18 protein-coding genes are annotated in these 18,321 nt (G+C 44.7%); 6 read left to right on the forward strand and 12 right to left on the reverse strand.

The window, feature by feature from the left end:
• Positions 1-49 precede the first annotated feature (49 nt).
• The 7 genes from rseP to tsaB all read right to left on the reverse strand — a co-directional run bounded on the left by rseP (position 50) and on the right by tsaB (position 7,063).
• The gene (rseP, locus tag BXY_RS06495; RefSeq protein WP_015531503.1) at positions 50-1,405 is read right to left on the reverse strand and encodes an RIP metalloprotease RseP; all 1,356 of its coding nucleotides are present in this window, start codon (positions 1,403-1,405) and stop codon (positions 50-52) included.
• Positions 1,406-1,529: 124 nt separating this feature from the next.
• Complete coding sequence (locus BXY_RS06500; RefSeq protein ID WP_004317002.1) at positions 1,530-2,699, reverse strand: 1-deoxy-D-xylulose-5-phosphate reductoisomerase; 1,170 nt, start codon at positions 2,697-2,699, stop codon at positions 1,530-1,532.
• A 97-nt stretch (positions 2,700-2,796) separates the two neighbouring features.
• The gene (locus tag BXY_RS06505) at positions 2,797-3,657 is read right to left on the reverse strand and encodes a M23 family metallopeptidase (RefSeq protein WP_004317001.1); all 861 of its coding nucleotides are present in this window, start codon (positions 3,655-3,657) and stop codon (positions 2,797-2,799) included.
• Between the two features lie 74 nt (positions 3,658-3,731).
• Positions 3,732-4,271 carry a ribosome maturation factor RimM gene (gene rimM, locus BXY_RS06510; RefSeq protein ID WP_008641267.1) on the reverse strand — a complete coding sequence of 180 codons (540 nt, stop codon included), beginning with the start codon at positions 4,269-4,271 and terminating at the stop codon, positions 3,732-3,734.
• Positions 4,268-5,572, reverse strand: a complete 1,305-nt coding sequence (gene murA, locus BXY_RS06515) for a UDP-N-acetylglucosamine 1-carboxyvinyltransferase (protein WP_015531504.1) — start codon at positions 5,570-5,572, stop codon at positions 4,268-4,270. Before murA ends, rimM begins: the two co-directional genes overlap by 4 nt.
• Positions 5,573-5,732: 160 nt before the next feature.
• A complete protein-coding gene (locus BXY_RS06520; protein ID WP_004316998.1) occupies positions 5,733-6,344 on the reverse strand; it encodes a DUF4290 domain-containing protein in 612 nt (203 codons plus the stop codon).
• A 29-nt stretch (positions 6,345-6,373) separates the two neighbouring features.
• The gene (gene tsaB, locus BXY_RS06525) at positions 6,374-7,063 is read right to left on the reverse strand and encodes a tRNA (adenosine(37)-N6)-threonylcarbamoyltransferase complex dimerization subunit type 1 TsaB (protein ID WP_004316997.1); all 690 of its coding nucleotides are present in this window, start codon (positions 7,061-7,063) and stop codon (positions 6,374-6,376) included.
• A gap of 89 nt (positions 7,064-7,152) precedes the next feature.
• On the opposite strand from tsaB, the gene BXY_RS06530 reads away from it, so the two are divergent.
• From BXY_RS06530 to nadD, 3 genes are all read left to right on the forward strand, one after another.
• On the forward strand, positions 7,153-8,031 hold the full coding sequence (locus BXY_RS06530) for a YicC/YloC family endoribonuclease (protein WP_008641269.1): 879 nt from the start codon (positions 7,153-7,155) through the stop codon (positions 8,029-8,031).
• 172 nt (positions 8,032-8,203) lie between these two features.
• Positions 8,204-8,773: a guanylate kinase gene (gene gmk, locus BXY_RS06535; RefSeq protein ID WP_008641270.1), complete on the forward strand. Its 570-nt coding sequence runs from the start codon at positions 8,204-8,206 to the stop codon at positions 8,771-8,773.
• Between the two features lie 208 nt (positions 8,774-8,981).
• Positions 8,982-9,572: a nicotinate (nicotinamide) nucleotide adenylyltransferase gene (gene nadD, locus BXY_RS06540; RefSeq protein ID WP_015531507.1), complete on the forward strand. Its 591-nt coding sequence runs from the start codon at positions 8,982-8,984 to the stop codon at positions 9,570-9,572.
• Positions 9,573-9,577: 5 nt separating this feature from the next.
• On the opposite strand, the gene BXY_RS06545 is transcribed toward nadD, so the two are convergent.
• Both BXY_RS06545 and BXY_RS06550 read right to left on the reverse strand, forming a co-directional pair.
• Positions 9,578-10,867, reverse strand: a complete 1,290-nt coding sequence (locus BXY_RS06545) for an ATP-binding protein (RefSeq protein WP_004316992.1) — start codon at positions 10,865-10,867, stop codon at positions 9,578-9,580.
• Between the two features lie 197 nt (positions 10,868-11,064).
• Positions 11,065-12,144, reverse strand: a complete 1,080-nt coding sequence (locus BXY_RS06550) for a metallophosphoesterase (protein ID WP_134993114.1) — start codon at positions 12,142-12,144, stop codon at positions 11,065-11,067.
• Positions 12,145-12,352: 208 nt separating this feature from the next.
• Between BXY_RS06550 and BXY_RS06555 the strand changes: the two genes are divergently transcribed.
• Positions 12,353-13,246 carry a 1,4-dihydroxy-2-naphthoate polyprenyltransferase gene (locus tag BXY_RS06555; RefSeq protein WP_004316990.1) on the forward strand — a complete coding sequence of 298 codons (894 nt, stop codon included), beginning with the start codon at positions 12,353-12,355 and terminating at the stop codon, positions 13,244-13,246.
• A 3-nt stretch (positions 13,247-13,249) separates the two neighbouring features.
• Here the strand turns inward: BXY_RS06555 and rfbB are convergent, their stop codons facing one another.
• The 3 genes from rfbB to BXY_RS06570 all read right to left on the reverse strand — a co-directional run bounded on the left by rfbB (position 13,250) and on the right by BXY_RS06570 (position 15,872).
• Positions 13,250-14,386, reverse strand: coding sequence for a dTDP-glucose 4,6-dehydratase (gene rfbB / locus BXY_RS06560; protein ID WP_008641275.1), 1,137 nt, complete (start codon positions 14,384-14,386; stop codon positions 13,250-13,252).
• 22 nt (positions 14,387-14,408) lie between these two features.
• Entirely contained in the window at positions 14,409-15,278 is an 870-nt protein-coding gene (rfbA, locus tag BXY_RS06565; protein WP_004316988.1) for a glucose-1-phosphate thymidylyltransferase RfbA, read from the reverse strand.
• 99 nt (positions 15,279-15,377) lie between these two features.
• On the reverse strand, positions 15,378-15,872 hold the full coding sequence (locus BXY_RS06570) for a metallophosphoesterase family protein (protein ID WP_004316987.1): 495 nt from the start codon (positions 15,870-15,872) through the stop codon (positions 15,378-15,380).
• A 55-nt stretch (positions 15,873-15,927) separates the two neighbouring features.
• On the opposite strand from BXY_RS06570, the gene ppk1 reads away from it, so the two are divergent.
• Both ppk1 and BXY_RS23865 read left to right on the forward strand, forming a co-directional pair.
• A complete protein-coding gene (ppk1, locus tag BXY_RS06575; RefSeq protein ID WP_015531510.1) occupies positions 15,928-18,111 on the forward strand; it encodes a polyphosphate kinase 1 in 2,184 nt (727 codons plus the stop codon).
• 89 nt (positions 18,112-18,200) lie between these two features.
• Positions 18,201-18,305: a hypothetical protein gene (locus BXY_RS23865; RefSeq protein WP_204902437.1), complete on the forward strand. Its 105-nt coding sequence runs from the start codon at positions 18,201-18,203 to the stop codon at positions 18,303-18,305.
• Positions 18,306-18,321: the final 16 nt, after the last annotated feature.

Below are 18,321 nucleotides of genomic sequence, written 5' to 3' on the forward strand. Positions count from 1 at the left end.
GTTCTCATCCGGGATTGTTTTTTATGTCTTTCTTCTGTCGTTTGGTCTGTTAGAAGAAAAACCTTAGAATATCGTTGAAGTTAGCCCATATCAACAGACCGAAGAGTAGAATCATACCGGTCATTTGAGCGTATTCCATAAATTTGTCGCTCGGTTTGCGGCGAGCTATCATCTCGTAGAAGAGGAAGAGCACGTGGCCGCCGTCCAATGCGGGGATAGGGAGGATATTCATGAAAGCTAGAATGATGGAAAGGAAGGCTGTCATATACCAGAACTGGTGCCAATCCCATGTAGCAGGGAAGATGCTGCCGATCGTTCCGAAGCCACCTAGCTGTTTGGCTCCTTCTTTCGAGAAGAGGTATTTCATGTTTCCTACATATCCTTTCAGGGTCTTTACGCCGAGGGAGACACCTGCCGGGAAGGATTCGAAGAAAGTATATTCTTTTTTCACCATAGGGAGCAGGCGGTCTGTGACGAGACAGGTGGTTACACCCATCAGGTAGGCGGAGTCTACACGCATATTCAATGTGTCGGTTACGCCGCCACGCACATAGGTCAGTGTAATCAGGCGCGGATCTATGCTGTCTTTGAGCAGGGTTTCCGCGTTTTTCTTACGTTCTGCCATCGCTTCTTTGAAGTCGGAGAAAGAAATCGGTGTTCCGTTCAGGGCGATAATGCTGTCACCCGGTTGGATGCCTGCTTGTGCGGCAGGAGAATTCACCATCACACTGTCTATCACATACGGGAAACGGTAGGAGGCAAAACGGATGCTGTCTGCCAGAAGACGTTGCATCAAGTCTTCAGGGATATAAACGGAGGCTTTCGCGCCGTTGCGGATAACGCTTACTTCGCGGGCGTCGGCAATCTGGCTCAACATATCGCCGTCATAACGTTCAAAAGGAACGCCGTCAGCAGAAAGAAGGATGTCGCCGTCCTGAAAACCTACGGATTTGGCTGTTTCGTTGAAATCCATACCGAGAGGAGCTTCCTGCACCTTTATATATTGGTCGCCCCACGCAAATAGAATCATCGAGTAGATGAACAGGGCCAACAGGAAGTTGAACAGTACGCCACCCACCATGATTAGCAGACGTTGCCACGCCGGTTTGGAACGGAACTCCCACGGTTGTTCGGGTTGTTTCATCTGCTCGGTATCCATCGACTCGTCAATCATACCGGCTATCTTGACATAACCGCCCAATGGCAGCCAACCTACTGCATATTCTGTGTCACTTTTCTTGGGCTTGAATTTAAACAGGGTGAACCAGGGGTCAAAAAATAAGCAGAATTTTTCTACACGCACCTTAAACAAACGGGCAAAAAGAAAATGCCCGCCTTCATGAATGATAACGAGCAAAGATAAGCTCATAATCAATTGCAGGGCACGAATCAAAAATGTTTCCATATAGTCTATTTACAATTTAAAGCCTTCACTGGATTCTCTGCCAAAGAGAAGATATAAAGGCTATTTTCAATTTATATTAATACTAATCAATTTCTCTATTTTCTTTATTCCTCTACGAAATGAATTATATCAGACTTGCTGCTATCTTTCTTGCTTCCGCATCGGTAGCCACATAATCATCGTAGGTCGGGTTGGCAATGAAGGTGGCCCGTTCCATTGTTTTTTCTATCACGTCGCTCATGCCGAGGAAGCTGATGCCGTCTTTCAGGAAAGAGGCTACCACTACTTCATTGGCGGCATTAACGATGCAAGGCATGTTCCCTCCGCGATACATCGCTTCGTAAGCGAGTGCCAGATTGCGGAAACGTTTCGTGTCGGGTTGCTCAAACGTCAGGTTCGTGCATTTGGAGAAATCGAGCCTGTCGAAAGAAGAACTGATACGGTCGGGATAGGAGAATGCATACTGGATGGGCAGGCGCATATCGGGCATGCCCAACTGTGCTTTTACAGCTCCGTCTTCAAACTGCACCATCGAGTGAATGACTGATTGCGGATGCACAACCACCTCAATCTGACTGGGTTGAACACCGAACAACCATTTGGCTTCGATCACTTCAAAACCTTTATTCATCATAGAAGCAGAATCAATCGTGATTTTTGCTCCCATTTCCCAATTGGGATGTTTCAAGGCCTGTGTCTTAGTCACAGACTTCAATTGTTCCAAAGTGTAAGTGCGGAACGGACCTCCAGAGGCAGTCAATATCACTTTCTCAATCGGATTGCCCACTTCTCCCGCTAAACACTGAAAAACGGCGGAGTGTTCAGAGTCTACCGGCAGAATCGGAGTGCGATATTGTTGTGCCAGCTGGTTAATCAGTTCACCTGCTACTACCAATGTTTCTTTATTTGCCAATGCAATCGCTTTCTTGGCGCGGATCGCGTTGATTGTCGGCTTCAGTCCGGCATAACCGACCATGGCTGTCAATACCATATCAATAGGACCCGCTTCCACAATCTGACAGATAGCGTCGGTCCCTGCATACACCTTGATAGGCAGGTCGCTCAATGCTTCTTTCAGTTCGGAATACTTTTCTTCGTTGGCTATCACTACCACTTCCGGCTGGAACTTCCGTGCCTGGGCAATCAGTAGTTCCACACGATTGTTGGCTGTCAGTGCGTATGCTTCGTACAGGTCGGGATGCTCTTCGATGACTTGCAAAGCCTGCGTCCCGATAGAACCTGTGGAGCCTAGAATAGCTATTTGTTTTTTCTTTTTATTAGTCTCTATATTCATTTTATCTATTTCTTCCTATTTTGTTGACAAACATATCATCGCTGATTATCACTTATATCTCATCACTCGCCATATCTTATCATTCATCATTGATAACCTAAAAAACAATGTATTTTTCCGGATTCACCGGGTGACCTTTATACCAAAGTTCGAAGTGCAGGTGCGGTCCTGTACTAAGTGTTCCGCTATTTCCTACCAGGGCGATGGCTTCGCCTCCTTTCACCCGTTCACCTTCCTTTTTCAGGAGAGAGCCGCAGTGTTTGTAGATCGAAATTAAATCCTGGTTGTGTTGCACGCCAATCAGATAACCGGTTTCAGCCGTGTATGTACTAAGGATGACGGTTCCGTCCATGGTTGCCAGTACGCTTTCGTTGGGATTGGCGGCAATGTCAGTGCCGTAATGTTTCTTTTCGGCATTGAAGTGGTCGGACACCATGCCTCGTGTCGGACGGTATAATATCAATCCGGTCACGTCCGGTTGGGAAGTGATGGAGGTCAGATTATATTTTTCATTCTCCTCATATTGGCGGCGGAATTCTTCTTCCCGCTTGGTTCGTTCCATCAACGTGTCTTCACGGGCAGCAGTCAGCGAATCAAGCGTTTGCACGCTGTCGATAGGCACTTTCCCGCTGAAAATGTCCTGAATATTCATGATGTAGAGGTTCTGCTTGTTGAGCACTTGTTGCAAAGAGTCTACACGCAGCGCATTGTCTACAATCTGTGTACGGACTTCACTGTTCATATATCCCGGAAGATAATTGCGTAACGGGGTGAAAGTAATGATGCAGGAAGCAATCAGGAAAAGCACTGCCAGCACGCAAAGTAAAACGGATAGTCCATTGAGCTTGGATACACGAAGTCCGACAATTTCTTCAAGTGTATTTTCATTAACGATCGTTAGTTTATACTTGAACTTGAAATTTTTCCAGAAAGCTTTACTTCGTCTTCTCTTTGGCATCTCGGATATTTACTATTTTACGATTTACTATTTACTATTTTTAGTTGATGAGTGACTCATCGTTTTATTTGTTCTCATCGGTCATCTTCCAACTCTTCCAGATTGAGTAACCCTTCGGGAAGTTCCACGGTGATGAGTTTCTGTTTCTGATCTATTCCTACGATAAATTCCTCTTGGGCGGGAACGAGTAGTTCCTCTTCTTCTCTTTCAACCACAAAAAGGGTGTTTACCGTAGTGTTATCTACATCTATCACTTCTCCTAGAGGTCCGTGATGAATGTCTTCCATTTGGAAACCGATAAAGAAGTTCCAGGACAATTCGCCGTCTTCCGCTTCTTCCGCATGCTTTACGGGGAAGTAAACTTCAATGTTGGTGAACATTCGGGCACGTTCGGCGGTGTCTATTCCTTCCAGTTTTACCAAAGCGGTGGAGTCGGAACGGAAACGGTATTCTTCAATGAAGAAGGGCACGAAAATACCGTCGAGCAGGCATATCAGATAATCGCAGTCCACACGGTCGAAAATGTCGTCGGTAAACGTAAACTGCAATTCGCCGTGAATGCCATGCGGCTTATTGAATAATCCTATCTTATATACTTCTTCTTTCTTTATCATATTCGGGTGATTCTGGCTCCGATAGCGTTCAGACGTCCTTCGATGTTCTGATAACCACGGTCTATCTGTTCGATGTTACTAATGGTACTGGTTCCTTCGGCACTCATGGCGGCAATCAGAAGGGCGATACCGGCACGTATATCCGGTGAAGTCAGGCGGGCACCACGCAACTTGAAGCCATGATTGTGTCCGATGACTACGGCACGGTGAGGGTCGCAGAGGATGATCTGTGCACCCATATCGATTAGCTTGTCCACAAAGAACAGGCGGCTTTCGAACATCTTCTGATGGATCAGTACGCTGCCTTTGGCTTGTGTGGCTACAACGAGCATCACACTAAGCAAGTCGGGAGTCAGTCCCGGCCAGGTGGCGTCGGCTATCGTCATGATGGAGCCGTCGATGAATGATTCTATCTGGTAGGTTTCCTGTGCGGGAACATAAATGTCATCTCCTCTCTGTTCGAGCTTGATGCCCAGGCGGCGGAAGCTCTCGGGGATGATTCCAAGGTTCTCGTAAGAAACGTTCTTGATGGTAATTTCGCTTTTTGTCATGGCTGCCATACCGATAAAACTGCCGACTTCAATCATATCGGGCAGTACGGTGTGGTGCGCGCCATGCAATTCTTCCACGCCTTCAATAGTAAGCAGGTTGGAGGCAATTCCGCTGATTTTCGCTCCCATCCGGTTGAGCAACCGGCAGAGTTGTTGCACGTAAGGTTCGCAGGCAGCGTTGTAGATGGTAGTAGTGCCTTTGGCAAGCACGGCAGCCATTACGATATTGGCTGTTCCGGTGACGGATGCTTCGTCCAGCAGCATATAGCTTCCTTGAAGTCTGTCGGCTGTTATTTCATAAATGCCCCGTCCTTCATCATAACGGAAGTCCGCTCCTAAATTCTGAATACCTACAAAGTGAGTATCCAAACGGCGGCGACCGATTTTATCTCCTCCCGGCTTGGATATCAACGCTTTGCCGAAACGTGCCACCATAGGGCCAATCAGCATGACAGAGCCTCGCAGACTGGAGCATTTCTTTAAAAACTCATCGCTTTCCAAATAAGCCAAGTCTACATTCTCTGCTTTAAAACTATAAGAATCAATGCCTTTCTTTGCAACCGTCACTCCCATCTCGCGCAAGAGCTGAATCAAGTTGTTGACATCAAGAATGTCAGGTATATTGTTCACCGTTACTTCCTCTGCGGTTAGCAATGTGGCACAGATTATCTGCAAAACTTCGTTTTTAGCTCCTTGCGGGTGAATCTCTCCGCAAAGCCGATGTCCTCCTTCGATTACAAATGAAGCCATTAATTTTTTAAGTATTAAGTGTGATTAAAGTATTAAGTATCAGGTATTAAGTATTAACCGTACGGTATCGCACGCTAAGTAAATAAGTAAAAGAAATCCGACCAGTGCCAACAAATGGCTGCGATTAATACTTTATACTTAATACTTATTTCCTATTTTCTTAGTATCTTCTCTTGTTGTTCTGACGATTGTTGGTATAGTTCGTCTTCGGACGATAGTTCTGGTTCAGGCGTTCTGCCATTAGCCGGACGATATCGTCAGTCATTTGGAGTTCCCCGTTGGAGAGTTCGTACAGGTCTTCGGCGATCTTTTTGTCGTCCACTGTATCTTTGTTCCATGCCAGGTAGTCCTTCTTCATGTGGTTGCAGATGAGGGCAATCAGGTTTCTCTTTTCGTTTCCTTCGGGGAATTCGATTGCTTTCTTTATCAGCACTTCCAGTGTGCGTCCGTAGTGGCGATAACGCATACGGGCAGTGGAGTAGGGGATCGGATCCGGACGGGTCACCAGGTTGTCCTTACGGATGATTTCATACGGGTAGTCAATATCCAGCTCAAAACCGGACATGATAGCCAGATGATCCCAGAGCTTGTGCTTGAAGTCGGGCACATCACGCAAATGGGGGAACATATTTCCCATAATGTTGATGATGGTGTTGGCACAACGCTGACGTTCTGCACGATCCTGAATGGTCAACGCATAATCTACCATGTTCTGGATGCTACGCCCGTATTCGGGAAGCGGCATTCTTTTCTGTTGAGTATTGTATTGCATTTATTTAATTGAAAGTTTAAAATTAAAAATTAAAGAAGTTTTTTTGGCATGGAAGCAACGAATTCTTTCAGGTAGAAAGGTTCGAAGTAAGCCACGTCTTTATAATCTTCGTCGGCTATTGCTTTTTCTGCCAGCGGGAACATCATTTTAGCCAACGGGTGAATATTGTCGATAAAATGTGCGTTCGGATGCGTGATCTGTTCGCGGCATTTGTCGGCCCCGTTTCCAAAGAAATAAACCGGCTGCTCGTTCAGAAACTCCAAGTAAGAGTTTTCGTCTACAATATCGGCAGCTACTGCACGTTTCACCTGAAGTCTGCGGTCATAAACGGCTGCGTATACTTCCATGCGGCGGGCGTCGATCATCGGACAAAGCAAAGCGTCCTCGGGCAAGTCGTGATACAACAACACCGGAACAGTCAATACTTCCAGCGTCGGAATACCGATCAATGGGACGTTACGTCCGTAACAAACTCCTTTCGCCATAGAAACCCCGATTCGAAGTCCGGTATAAGAACCCGGCCCACAGCTCACTGCGACTGCATCCAAAGGGATGGCATGACTGTCTATGAAAGACAACGCTTCATCTACAAAAACTCCTAAAGACACGGCGTGTGAAGGGCCTTTCAAATCTTCTTTCACAAAAATCGTCTGTCCGTCTTGACTGGCCGCTACCGAGCAAACAGAGGTAGAGGTTTCAATATTCAGTATACACGACATAAAAATCAGCTTATTAAATTGTCGCAAATTTACATGATTATTTCCAATTCTTAAAATATTCGTGTACTTTTGCACAAAACTTTAAGGTTATGATACAGTCTATGACAGGATACGGCAAAGCTACGGCCGAACTTCCTGATAAAAAAATAAATGTAGAAATCAAGTCGCTCAACAGCAAGGCAATGGATTTATCCACTCGCATCGCTCCGGCGTATCGTGAAAAAGAGATTGAAATCCGTAATGAGATTTCTAAAGTGCTGGAACGTGGAAAGGTCGATTTCAGCCTGTGGATCGAGAAGAAAGAAGCGGCAGAAAATGCGACTCCTATCAATCAAGTATTGGTGGAAGGTTACTACAAACAGATTTTGGCAATCTCGCAGAATCTTGGTATTCCTGTTCCTGCTGACTGGTTTCAGACATTGCTCCGTATGCCGGATGTGATGACTAAAACGGAAATCCAGGAACTGACCGAAGAGGAATGGAAAATGGTGCATGCCACTGTGCTCGATGCTATCAGTCATCTAGTAGATTTCCGCAAACAGGAAGGTGCTGCACTGGAAAAGAAGTTCCGTGAAAAGATCGCCAATATCTCAAGCCTGCTCGAAAAGATCGCTCCTTACGAAAAAGAACGTGTGGAAAAAGTGAAAGAACGCATCACGGATGCTCTCGAAAAGACATTAAGTGTGGATTACGACAAGAACCGCTTGGAGCAGGAATTGATCTATTACATTGAGAAACTGGATGTTAATGAAGAAAAACAACGCCTTAGCAACCATCTGAAATATTTCATCAGTACAATGGAAAGCGGTAACGGACAAGGTAAGAAACTTGGTTTTATCGCCCAGGAAATGGGTCGGGAAATCAATACGTTAGGTAGCAAGTCCAATCATGCCGAAATGCAGAAAATCGTTGTTCAGATGAAAGATGAGTTGGAGCAGATTAAGGAGCAGGTGTTGAACGTGATGTAATTTACTCACAATAAATTCATTTACGATTAGACGATTTACGATGTACGATTGAAGTTAGTATTGCGAAATAATAGTGTACACATTTGGATATTTATAAATTCAAAAAATAATATCAATCGTGCATCGTAAATCGTCTAATCGTAAATAACTTAATGTCAAATAAACTTTAATAATGACCGGTAAACTAATTATTTTCTCTGCCCCGTCAGGTTCGGGCAAATCTACTATTATCAATTATCTGCTGACGCAGAATTTGAATCTTGCATTTTCTATTTCTGCTACCAGCCGTCCTCCGCGTGGGACGGAGCAGCACGGAGTGGAATATTTCTTTCTTACGCCGGAGGAATTCCGTTGTCGCATTGAGAACAACGAATTTTTGGAGTATGAGGAAGTATATAAGGACCGTTATTACGGAACGTTGAAGGCACAAGTGGAAAAGCAACTGGAAGCAGGTCAGAATGTTGTGTTTGACGTTGATGTGGTAGGTGGATGTAATATCAAGAAGTTTTATGGTGACCGTGCGTTGTCAGTGTTCATTCAACCGCCTTCGGTGGAAGAATTACGTTGCCGGTTGGAAGGGCGCGGAACGGATGCCCCGGAAATTATTGAAAGCCGGATTGCTAAGGCGGAATATGAGTTGGGATTTGCTCCGCAATTCGATTGTGTGATTGTCAATGACGATTTGGAAGCTGCGAAGGCAGAAGCGTTGAAAGTAATCAAAGAGTTTTTAGCCGAAGAATAAGACTTGAGAATGTACAAGAAGAATTGTAACACCCGAAAATGGATGTATCTGTGTGCCGTCACCGGTGTGATGAATCTTCTTGCTTTTATTGTATGCCTTTATTTTCAACAATGGTTCATAAGCGGCATTGCGCTACTTCTCACAATCAGACAAGCTATTGTTTTACCGAAGTGGAGAAAGAAAATAAAGCAAGAAAGAATAGCGGAAAATGAATCAAGTTAAAACAAGAAAAACCGGAATCTTCAGCGGGTCATTCAATCCGATTCATATCGGGCATCTCGCTTTAGCTAATTACCTTTGTGAGTATGAAGGGTTGGATGAAATATGGTTTATGGTAAGTCCGCAGAATCCTTTGAAAACGAAGGCTGAATTATGGAGTGACGAGCTTCGTCTTCAATTAGTGGAGTTATCCATCAGTGATTATCCTCGTTTTCGAGCTTCAGACTTTGAATTTCATTTGCCCCGTCCTTCGTATAGCGTATATACACTGGAGAAACTTCGTGAAGCGTATCCCGACCGGGAATTTTATTTCATTATCGGTTCCGATAATTGGGAACGTTTTGGACGCTGGTATCAGTCCGAACGCATCATTAAAGAGAATCAACTCCTCATTTATCCTCGTCCCGGCTTTCCTGTAAAAGAAGAGGAATTGCCGGAAACCGTGCGTCTTGTTCATTCCCCTGTTTTTGAAATCAGTTCCACTTTTATTCGGGAAGCCTTGAGTGAAGGGAAAGATATTCGCTACTTTCTACATCCAAGAGTTTGGGAGGCTATCAAGAAAGATAATATACGCCTTTGAATATATTATAATATGTGTCCGGCAGAATATAACGGATAATTTGTCAGCCACTCTTGTTCCCGATAATCTGACATGGAAAAACGGATGCCATGTAGTTCTGGATTCTTTTCAACAAAAGAGCGCAGACTTTTCGACTGTAAATTTTCTTCAGCTTTCACTTCGACCGGAATAATACAGATTTCTTTTTGCAAAAGGAAATCCAATTCTCCTTTGGAAGTATCTGAAGACCAGTAATAGATATTCAAGCCTTTCACTGATTTCAGTTGTTGTAACACATATTGTTCGGTAATTGCTCCTTTATAATCGGTAAATAAAACATTGCCTTCCAATAATGCTTGTGGGGGGAGTCCGCTCATTGCTCCCATTAATCCGGTGTCTAGCATAAACAGTTTGAATGCGGAAAAATCTTCGTAGGCCGATAAAGGTATTCCACCTTTCTTTACCCGGTTTACTTTATAAATAAGACCGGCATCTATCAGCCATTCTATGGCCAGTTCAAAATCCTTGGCTCTTGCTCCTTCTTTTATAACTCCATAAATGAATTTGCGATTTTCTTTAGCCAGTTGTGCAGGAACCGAACGCCACACCATACGAATCCTAGGGACTTCGGCAATAGGAGCGTGTTTGGAAAAATCACGGTCATAAGAATCCAGTATGTTTTGTTGCAACTGGCGGACTTCGGTATAGTCTTTATGCTCAATAAATGCATTGACTACTTCGGGCATTCCTCCTACGAAATAATACTGTTTAAGGAAGTCGGTGAATTTAGAACGGAAGGTAGAAATGAGGTTCCAATCTTGCTTTGCAAGCAAGCTGACAAAAGACTCTTGTCCGATAGCTTCTAAAAACTCGGAAAAAGAAAGTGGATATAGGTCTATAAAATCGACTTTTCCCACCGGGAAAGAGTCATTTTGATGCATAGCGATGCCCAGTAAAGAACCAGCTGCAATAACATGATACTGTGGCGCTTTCTCCAGGAAATATTTCATGGCTGTCAAGCCGCGTGGGGCTTCCTGAAGTTCGTCAAAAAGAATTAAGGTATCTGTATCTACTACTTTTCCGGTTACTAACTGGATAGCCATCAAAATACGTTCGATATCAAAATCTTTTTGAAAAACCTCTTTCATCACTTCATTGTCTTCGAAGTTGATGTAGGCAAACTGTTTGTAAGCAGTAGCCGCAAACTCTTTCATAAGCCATGTCTTTCCTACCTGACGGGCTCCGCGAATAATCAAAGGCTTTCGTGTAGACTTTTCTTTCCAATCGTACAATTGTTGCATTGCATTTCTTCTCATACTTCTTTCTTTTATTGTCAGCTACTTATAGGTACAAATGTAAGCACTAAAAAGGATAATAACAAAAAGTCGTATCCTAAAAGTGTGGTATTTAACAAAAAGTTATACCCTAAAAGTGTGGTATGTTACAGAAAGTCGTATCAGAAAAGTGTATGATGCTGCTATTTCTGTTTGTTATTGTACCAAGTTACGATACCTTACTCCGTCAATCGATGAAGAGTAATGACGATGATTTCTGCCGGAGCACCGACACGGATTGGTAACTTTGAAGTTCCTATTCCGTTTGTTATAATCAAAGGTATTTTTGCTGTATTATATGCCAGTCCGGTGATAAAACGATTGCCGTAGTGTGAGTTCAGTGCCGGGGCGACTCCGAATACACGGACTTGTCCGCCGTGTGTATGTCCTGCGAGAGCGAGGTCTGTATTGACTACTGAAACGTCTTCTATGTAATCCGGCGTATGAACCAGTAAGATGACAAAATCCTTGGGAGAGAGTGCCAAAGTGGGTGATACTCCGTTGCGCCCCAGATCGAAAGGATTGCGCACTCCGGCGATAATAATCTGCTGGCCGTCTTTACGCAGCGTGTCCACTTCGTGTTCTAACGGATGCATTCCGTAATGTTTCATTGTGTTCACAATATCGTCGTGGCAACGTTCGTAATCATTATTACCCATCACTCCATAGGTTCCCATTGGTGTCTTTACACGTGCCAGTGCGGAAAACAAAGGTTCTACATATTCGCAACCTTCCTGATAATCACCACCCATCAAAAGAACATCTGCTTTTTGGGCAATCAATAGACGGACAAGATCGTTCAATCCTTTCTCTTTCAGCAGGCTTTTGTAATGTAAATCGGAAATAAAAGCGATGCGGAAACCTTCAAAAGCTTCAGGGACATCGCGGTGGGTGAAGTCGTATTTTACTACACGATCCACTCCTGTATAAACAGATGACACATCTACGCTGGAAGAGGTTATTTGGGTTCCACGGAGCATCCGGTCGGATTCGTACGCGTCGGTATCAGTCTCCTTTTTCTTTGTATGTTGCTTTTTGTTTTTAGAAACAGCCAGTGCTTTGAGTATCGAGTGGTCGGGAGCGAACAGTCCGGCAATGGCGTTAGTCGTATCCGGATAAATGGAATCAGTATGTAAGACAGGGCGTGGCAAGCTAGCCACCATATTCTTTTTCGACTTGCAGGAAACAAGCAAAAGCAATGCCAACAGGATAACAGGGTAGATTGTTTTCTTCGTCAGTGGATAAATCGTTTTCTTCATCAATGGGATATTTATTTTCTTCATCAATGGGATATTTATTTTCTTCATCAATGGGGTATTTATTCTTTTCATCAATAGGGTATTTATTTTCTCCATCACAGGAGCATTTATTTTCTTCATCTTCTCTTAGTTTGAAGTTTTCTGGGGTGCAAAGATACGAAAAATCATGTATCTTTGTCCGTCAAAACTCTTTATAATATATTAAAGTATGGAAGAAGTAAAGCGTAACTCGCTACAAGCATGGATATTAGCTGCACGTCCCAAAACTCTTACAGGAGCCGTTACCCCTGTTCTGATAGGTACAGCTCTCGCTGCGATGGACGGGCATTTTCACTGGTTGCCGGCACTGATCTGCTGTCTGTTCGCAAGTCTGATGCAAATTGCCGCTAATTTCATCAATGACCTTTTCGACTTCCTCAAAGGGACAGATCGGGAAGATCGCCTGGGACCCGAACGTGCTTGTGCACAGGGATGGATTTCTCCGCAAGCGATGAAAACCGGGATTATTATTACGGTTGCTCTTGCCTGTCTTATCGGTTGCACATTACTTTTCTTTGCCGGATGGGAACTGATTGTCGTAGGAGTGCTTTGTGTATTATTCGCTTTTCTTTATACCACCGGCCCTTATCCTCTTTCTTACAACGGCTGGGGAGATGTACTGGTGATTGTCTTCTTTGGATTTGTGCCTGTTGGCGGAACATATTACGTGCAAGCGCTAACATGGACGCCGGATGTCACTATCGCCTCTCTGATTTGTGGACTATTGATTGATACGCTACTGGTAGTCAATAACTACCGTGACCGGGAAGCGGATGCGCGCAGTGGAAAAAGAACAGTGATCGTTCGTTTCGGTGAGAAGTTCGGCCGCTATTTTTATTTGATGCTGGGTGTTACAGCTTCTCTTCTCTGTCTGTGTTTCCTTCGTGAAGGTCATTTTTTAGCCGCTCTTCTTCCGCAACTCTATTTGATTCCTCATTTCCTCACCTGGAAACGGATGGTGAAAATATATAGTGGTAAAAAATTAAACAGCATATTAGGCGAGACTTCGCGTAATATGCTGTTTATGGGTGTTCTTATTGCAATAGGAATGTTGGTAAGTTGAGAATCATTTCCCATACATCTTTTCGTAGTAACCCTGATAATCTCCGCTGGTAACTTCTTCCACCCAAGCTTGGTTGGCCAAGTACCATTCGATTGTCTTTACGATACCGACTTCGAATTTTGTTTCGGGATACCATCCTAAAGCATTTGTAATCTTTGTAGGATCGATGGCGTAACGTTGGTCATGTCCCAGACGGTCTTTAACGAACGTAATCAGATCTTCATTGATCCAGTCGATCGAAATATTTCCGTTTTCGTCTTTCACCTTCTTTTTGAGAACCTGGCGATATTCGGGCTTCTCTGCCATCAGACGGTGGATAGTTGAAATAGTCAGTTTTACGATTTCGAGGTTTGTTTTCTCGTTATGTCCGCCAACGTTGTACACTTCTCCGTCTTTACCTTCACGTACAACGAGATCAATCGCTTTGCAGTGATCTTCTACATAAAGCCAGTCGCGTACATTACTGCCGTCACCGTAGACGGGGAGATGTTTTCCTTCGAGGATATTCTTGATAATCAACGGAATCAATTTCTCCGGGAAATGGTACGGACCATAGTTGTTTGAGCAGCGGGTAATTGTTACCGGCATTTTATAAGTATCATGGTAAGCCATCACTACCATGTCTGCGCTAGTCTTAGAGGCACTGTACGGGCTATGAGGACAAAGCGGGGTTGTTTCTGTGAAATACCCTTCGGCTCCCAGTGAACCATACACTTCGTCGGTGGATACCTGATGATAGCGTACACCTTTTCTCCAGGTAGGGTATCCTTGTTCATCTTTTCCCATTACCCATGCGCGGCGTGCACAATCCAATAAGTTCTGTGTTCCGAGAATGTTGGTAATCAGAAACAGTTGCGGATTTTCAATGCTGCGGTCAACGTGACTTTCGGCAGCGAAATTCACCACATAATCAAAACGATACTCAGCAAAAAGACCGTCTACCACATCACGGCTGCAAATGTCTCCTTTGATAAAGACACAGCGTTCGTTGTCGATGTCTTTGGCAATCGTTCCTAAGTTACCTGCATACGTCAAAGCATCCAATATCACGACTTTGATGTCGTTATGTTTGGCCAAGATGTATTTGATGTAATTTGCCCCGATAAATCCTGCGGCACCGGTCACTAGATAAGTTTTCATATTTTATTCTATTATGTTGATTTTAGGATTGTTTTGCCAATTCGATAAGATACTTTCCGTACTCGGTCTTTTCGAGTTGTTGACCTAACAGAAGCAATTGTTCCGTCGGAATCCATCCCTGACGCCAGGCGATTTCTTCAATACAGCTAACGTAGAAACCTTGCCGGTTCTGAATAGTAGCCACGAAGTTGGATGCTTCCAGCAGACTGTCGCAGTTACCCGTATCCAGCCATGCGAATCCGCGGCCGAAGAGTTCCACTTTCAATGTGCCTTCTTCCAGATACAGGCGATTCAGGTCTGTAATCTCATATTCTCCACGTGCTGAAGGACGAAGAGCTGCTGCTTTTTCCGTCACACTGGCATCATAGAAATAGAGTCCGGGAACGGCATAATTACTTTTCGGCACTTCCGGTTTTTCTTCCAGTGAAATAACTTTCCCTTGTTCGTTAAATTCCACTACACCGTATGCGCGCGGGTCTTTTACATAGTAGCCGAAGATGCAGGCGCCTTTTTCTATATTGGCAGCCCGGCGGAGCATGGCAGAAAAGCCTTGTCCGTAAAACATATTATCCCCAAGAATCAGACAGCCCGGTTCGCCGTTCAGGAAATCGGCTCCCAATACGAAAGCCTGTGCCAGTCCGTTAGGTTGTTCCTGTATTTTATAGGAGAAAGACATACCCAATTCCTCACCCGTTCCCAGCAAATCCCGGAACATAGGCAAGTCACGTGGAGTCGAAATAATCAACACTTCGCGTATTCCTGCCAACATCAGTGTCGACAATGGATAGTAAATCATCGGCTTGTCATACACAGGCATGATTTGTTTGGAAATCGCTTTGGAAAGCGGATAAAGTCGGGTGGCACTACCACCGGCCAGAATAATTCCTTTCATGTTCGTCTGAGTTATTCATTAACAGTGTGCAAAGGTCGGAAAGAATTCCGACGTGGCAAAATTTTAAAATAATTTTTCAGTCAGGCGGGGACATTTATTTTATTTGTCCGCCAGTTCGATAACTTCCAAGTCTTGAAACGCCCCTTGATTGATAACAAAACGCACCAAAGTCCGCACCTTATGGAAACCAGACATACCTGCAGCTCCCGGATTGATATGTAACATATCCAGCGTTTTATCATACTTCACCTTTAATATATGCGAATGTCCGCTGATAAAAAGCTTGGGCGGTCGCGTCATCAGGCTACCAATGATGGAAGGATCGTACTTTCCCGGATAACCGCCGATATGTTTTATCAGTACTTCCGCACCATCCACCGTGAAACGATTTATTTGAGGATACAGTTTTCTGATTTCCTGTCCGTCAATGTTTCCGTACACCGCCCGGAATGGACGGAATGCGGCTAACTTTTCCGCTACTTCCAGTGAACCGATGTCTCCGGCGTGCCAGATTTCGTCGCACGATTCGAAATATTCCAGGTATTTCTCGTCCCAGTAAGCGTGAGTATCAGATAATAATCCAATTCTTGTCATAAAATTCTTTGTTTAATCCCACAAAGATACTATATTTGGAAAAATCTTAAAGCACATGGAAAGCAAATATAATTATTTCAAGCGAGATATAAGTTGGCTCTCATTCAATTACCGCGTATTGTTGGAGGCTCTGGACGAGCGTCTGCCGCTTTACGAACGTATCAACTTCATCTCTATCTACTCTTCCAACCTCGAAGAGTTTTACAAAATCCGTGTAGCCGACCATAAAGCTGTTGCTTCCGGCGCTACGGAAAGCGATGAAGAAACCGTACAGTCAGCCCGCGAACTGGTAGAGGAAATAAATAAAGAAGTCACCCGCCAGCTGGATGACCGTGTACGCATCTATGAACAAAAAATACTGCCTGCCCTGCGCAAAAATCATATCATCTTTTATCAAGACAACCATGTAGAACCGTTCCACCAACAGTTTATCAAAGACTTTTTCCGGGAGGAAATCTTTCCCTACCTGCAACCTGTGCCTGTATCCAAAGATAAAATTGTCTCCTTCCTGCGGGATAACCGCCTTTACCTGGCAATACGAGTCTGTCCGAAGAAAGAAGAAAAAAACAAAGGAGAAGAAACTAAAGAAAATATAGAAAAATATACCGGAGAGTGCATAAATGAAAGAAATGACGGAGAAGGTATAAAAGTAGGTATGGAAGCAGCAAGGCCAAATGTAACAGACCTCCGACAACCCCTTTACTTTGTGATGAAACAACCCTACGCCAAAGTGCCCCGCTTCATCGAACTTCCGTCTCGCGAGAAAAATCATTATTTGATGTTTACCGAAGACATCATCAAGGCAAACCTCAACCTGATCTTCCCCGGCTACGATGTCGACTCCAGCTACTGTATCAAAATTTCCCGTGATGCTGATATATTGATTGACGACACCGCCAGCAGTGCCGACCTCGTCGCTCAACTCAAGAAGAAAGTGAAGAAACGCAAGATCGGTGACGTCTGCCGTTTCGTCTACGACCGTGCTATGCCTTCTGAATTCCTGGACTTCCTTGTGGATGCCTTCCGTATTCAGCGTGACGAACTTGTCCCCGGTGATAAGCATTTGAACCTCGAAGACCTGCGTCATCTTCCCAACCCGAACAAATCCCTTCATAGCCTCGAAAAACCGAAGCCGATGAAGCTGACCGTCCTCGATGAGAAAGAATCCATTTTCAATTACGTCGCCAAAAAGGACCTGTTATTATATTATCCTTATCACTCTTTCGAGCACTTTATCCACTTCCTATATGAAGCCGTGCACAACCCGGAAACCCGTGAAATCATGGTAACTCAATACCGCGTAGCGGAAAACTCCGCCGTCATCAACACCCTGATAGCCGCCGCCCAAAACGGCAAGAAAGTCACCGTATTTGTGGAACTGAAAGCCCGCTTTGATGAAGAAAACAACCTTGCCACCGCCGAAATGATGCAAGCCGCCGGTATCAAGATAATCTACAGCATCCCTGGTTTGAAAGTGCACGCCAAAGTAGCCCTGATCCGTCGTCGCGGATTAAACGGTGAGAAAATCCCCAGCTACGCCTACATCAGCACCGGCAACTTTAACGAAAAAACCGCCACCCTTTACGCCGATTGCGGCCTTTTCACCTGTCGCAAAGAAATAGTGGCCGACCTCTATAACCTCTTCCGTACCCTGCAAGGAAAAGAAGACCCGAAGTTCACCACCCTTTTGGTAGCCCGTTTCAACCTCATTCCCGAATTGAACCGCCTGATCGACCGCGAAATATCCCTCGCAGACGAAGGCAAGCAAGGACGCATCATCCTAAAAATGAACGCCCTCCAAGACCCTACCATGATAGACCGCCTCTACGAAGCCTCCGAACACGGTGTACAAATCGACCTTATCGTCCGTGGTATCTGTTGTCTTATCCCCGGACAGTCATACAGTCGTAATATCCGTGTCACCCGTATTGTGGATAGCTTCCTCGAACACGCCCGCATCTGGTACTTCGGCAACGACGGCACCCCCAAAGTATTCATGGGCTCTCCCGACTGGATGCGCCGTAACCTCTACCGCCGCATCGAAGCCATCACCCCCGTTCTTGCCCCCGACCTGCGTGACAACCTGATCGAAATGCTCGACATCCAACTCGCCGACAACCAAAAAGCCTGCTGGGTAGATGATAAGCTGCAAAACATATTCAAAAAAAGAACACCCGGCACCCCTGCCGTCCGAGCCCAATACACCTTCTACGACTGGCTAAACAAAACTAACAGCTAACATCAAATCCTTTCCGCAGCAACTATGCTGCGGAAAACACATCATTGCAAAACACATCATTGCAAAACACATCATTGCAAAACACATCATTGCAAAACACATCATTGCAAAACACATCATTGCAAAACACATCATTGCAAAACACATCATTACAACCATACCCCAGCCCCCCATCGTACATACGATCACAATGACCTGCACCCCGCATGG

The organism is Bacteroides xylanisolvens XB1A, from assembly GCF_000210075.1.
Classification (GTDB): Bacteria; Bacteroidota; Bacteroidia; order Bacteroidales; family Bacteroidaceae; genus Bacteroides; species Bacteroides xylanisolvens.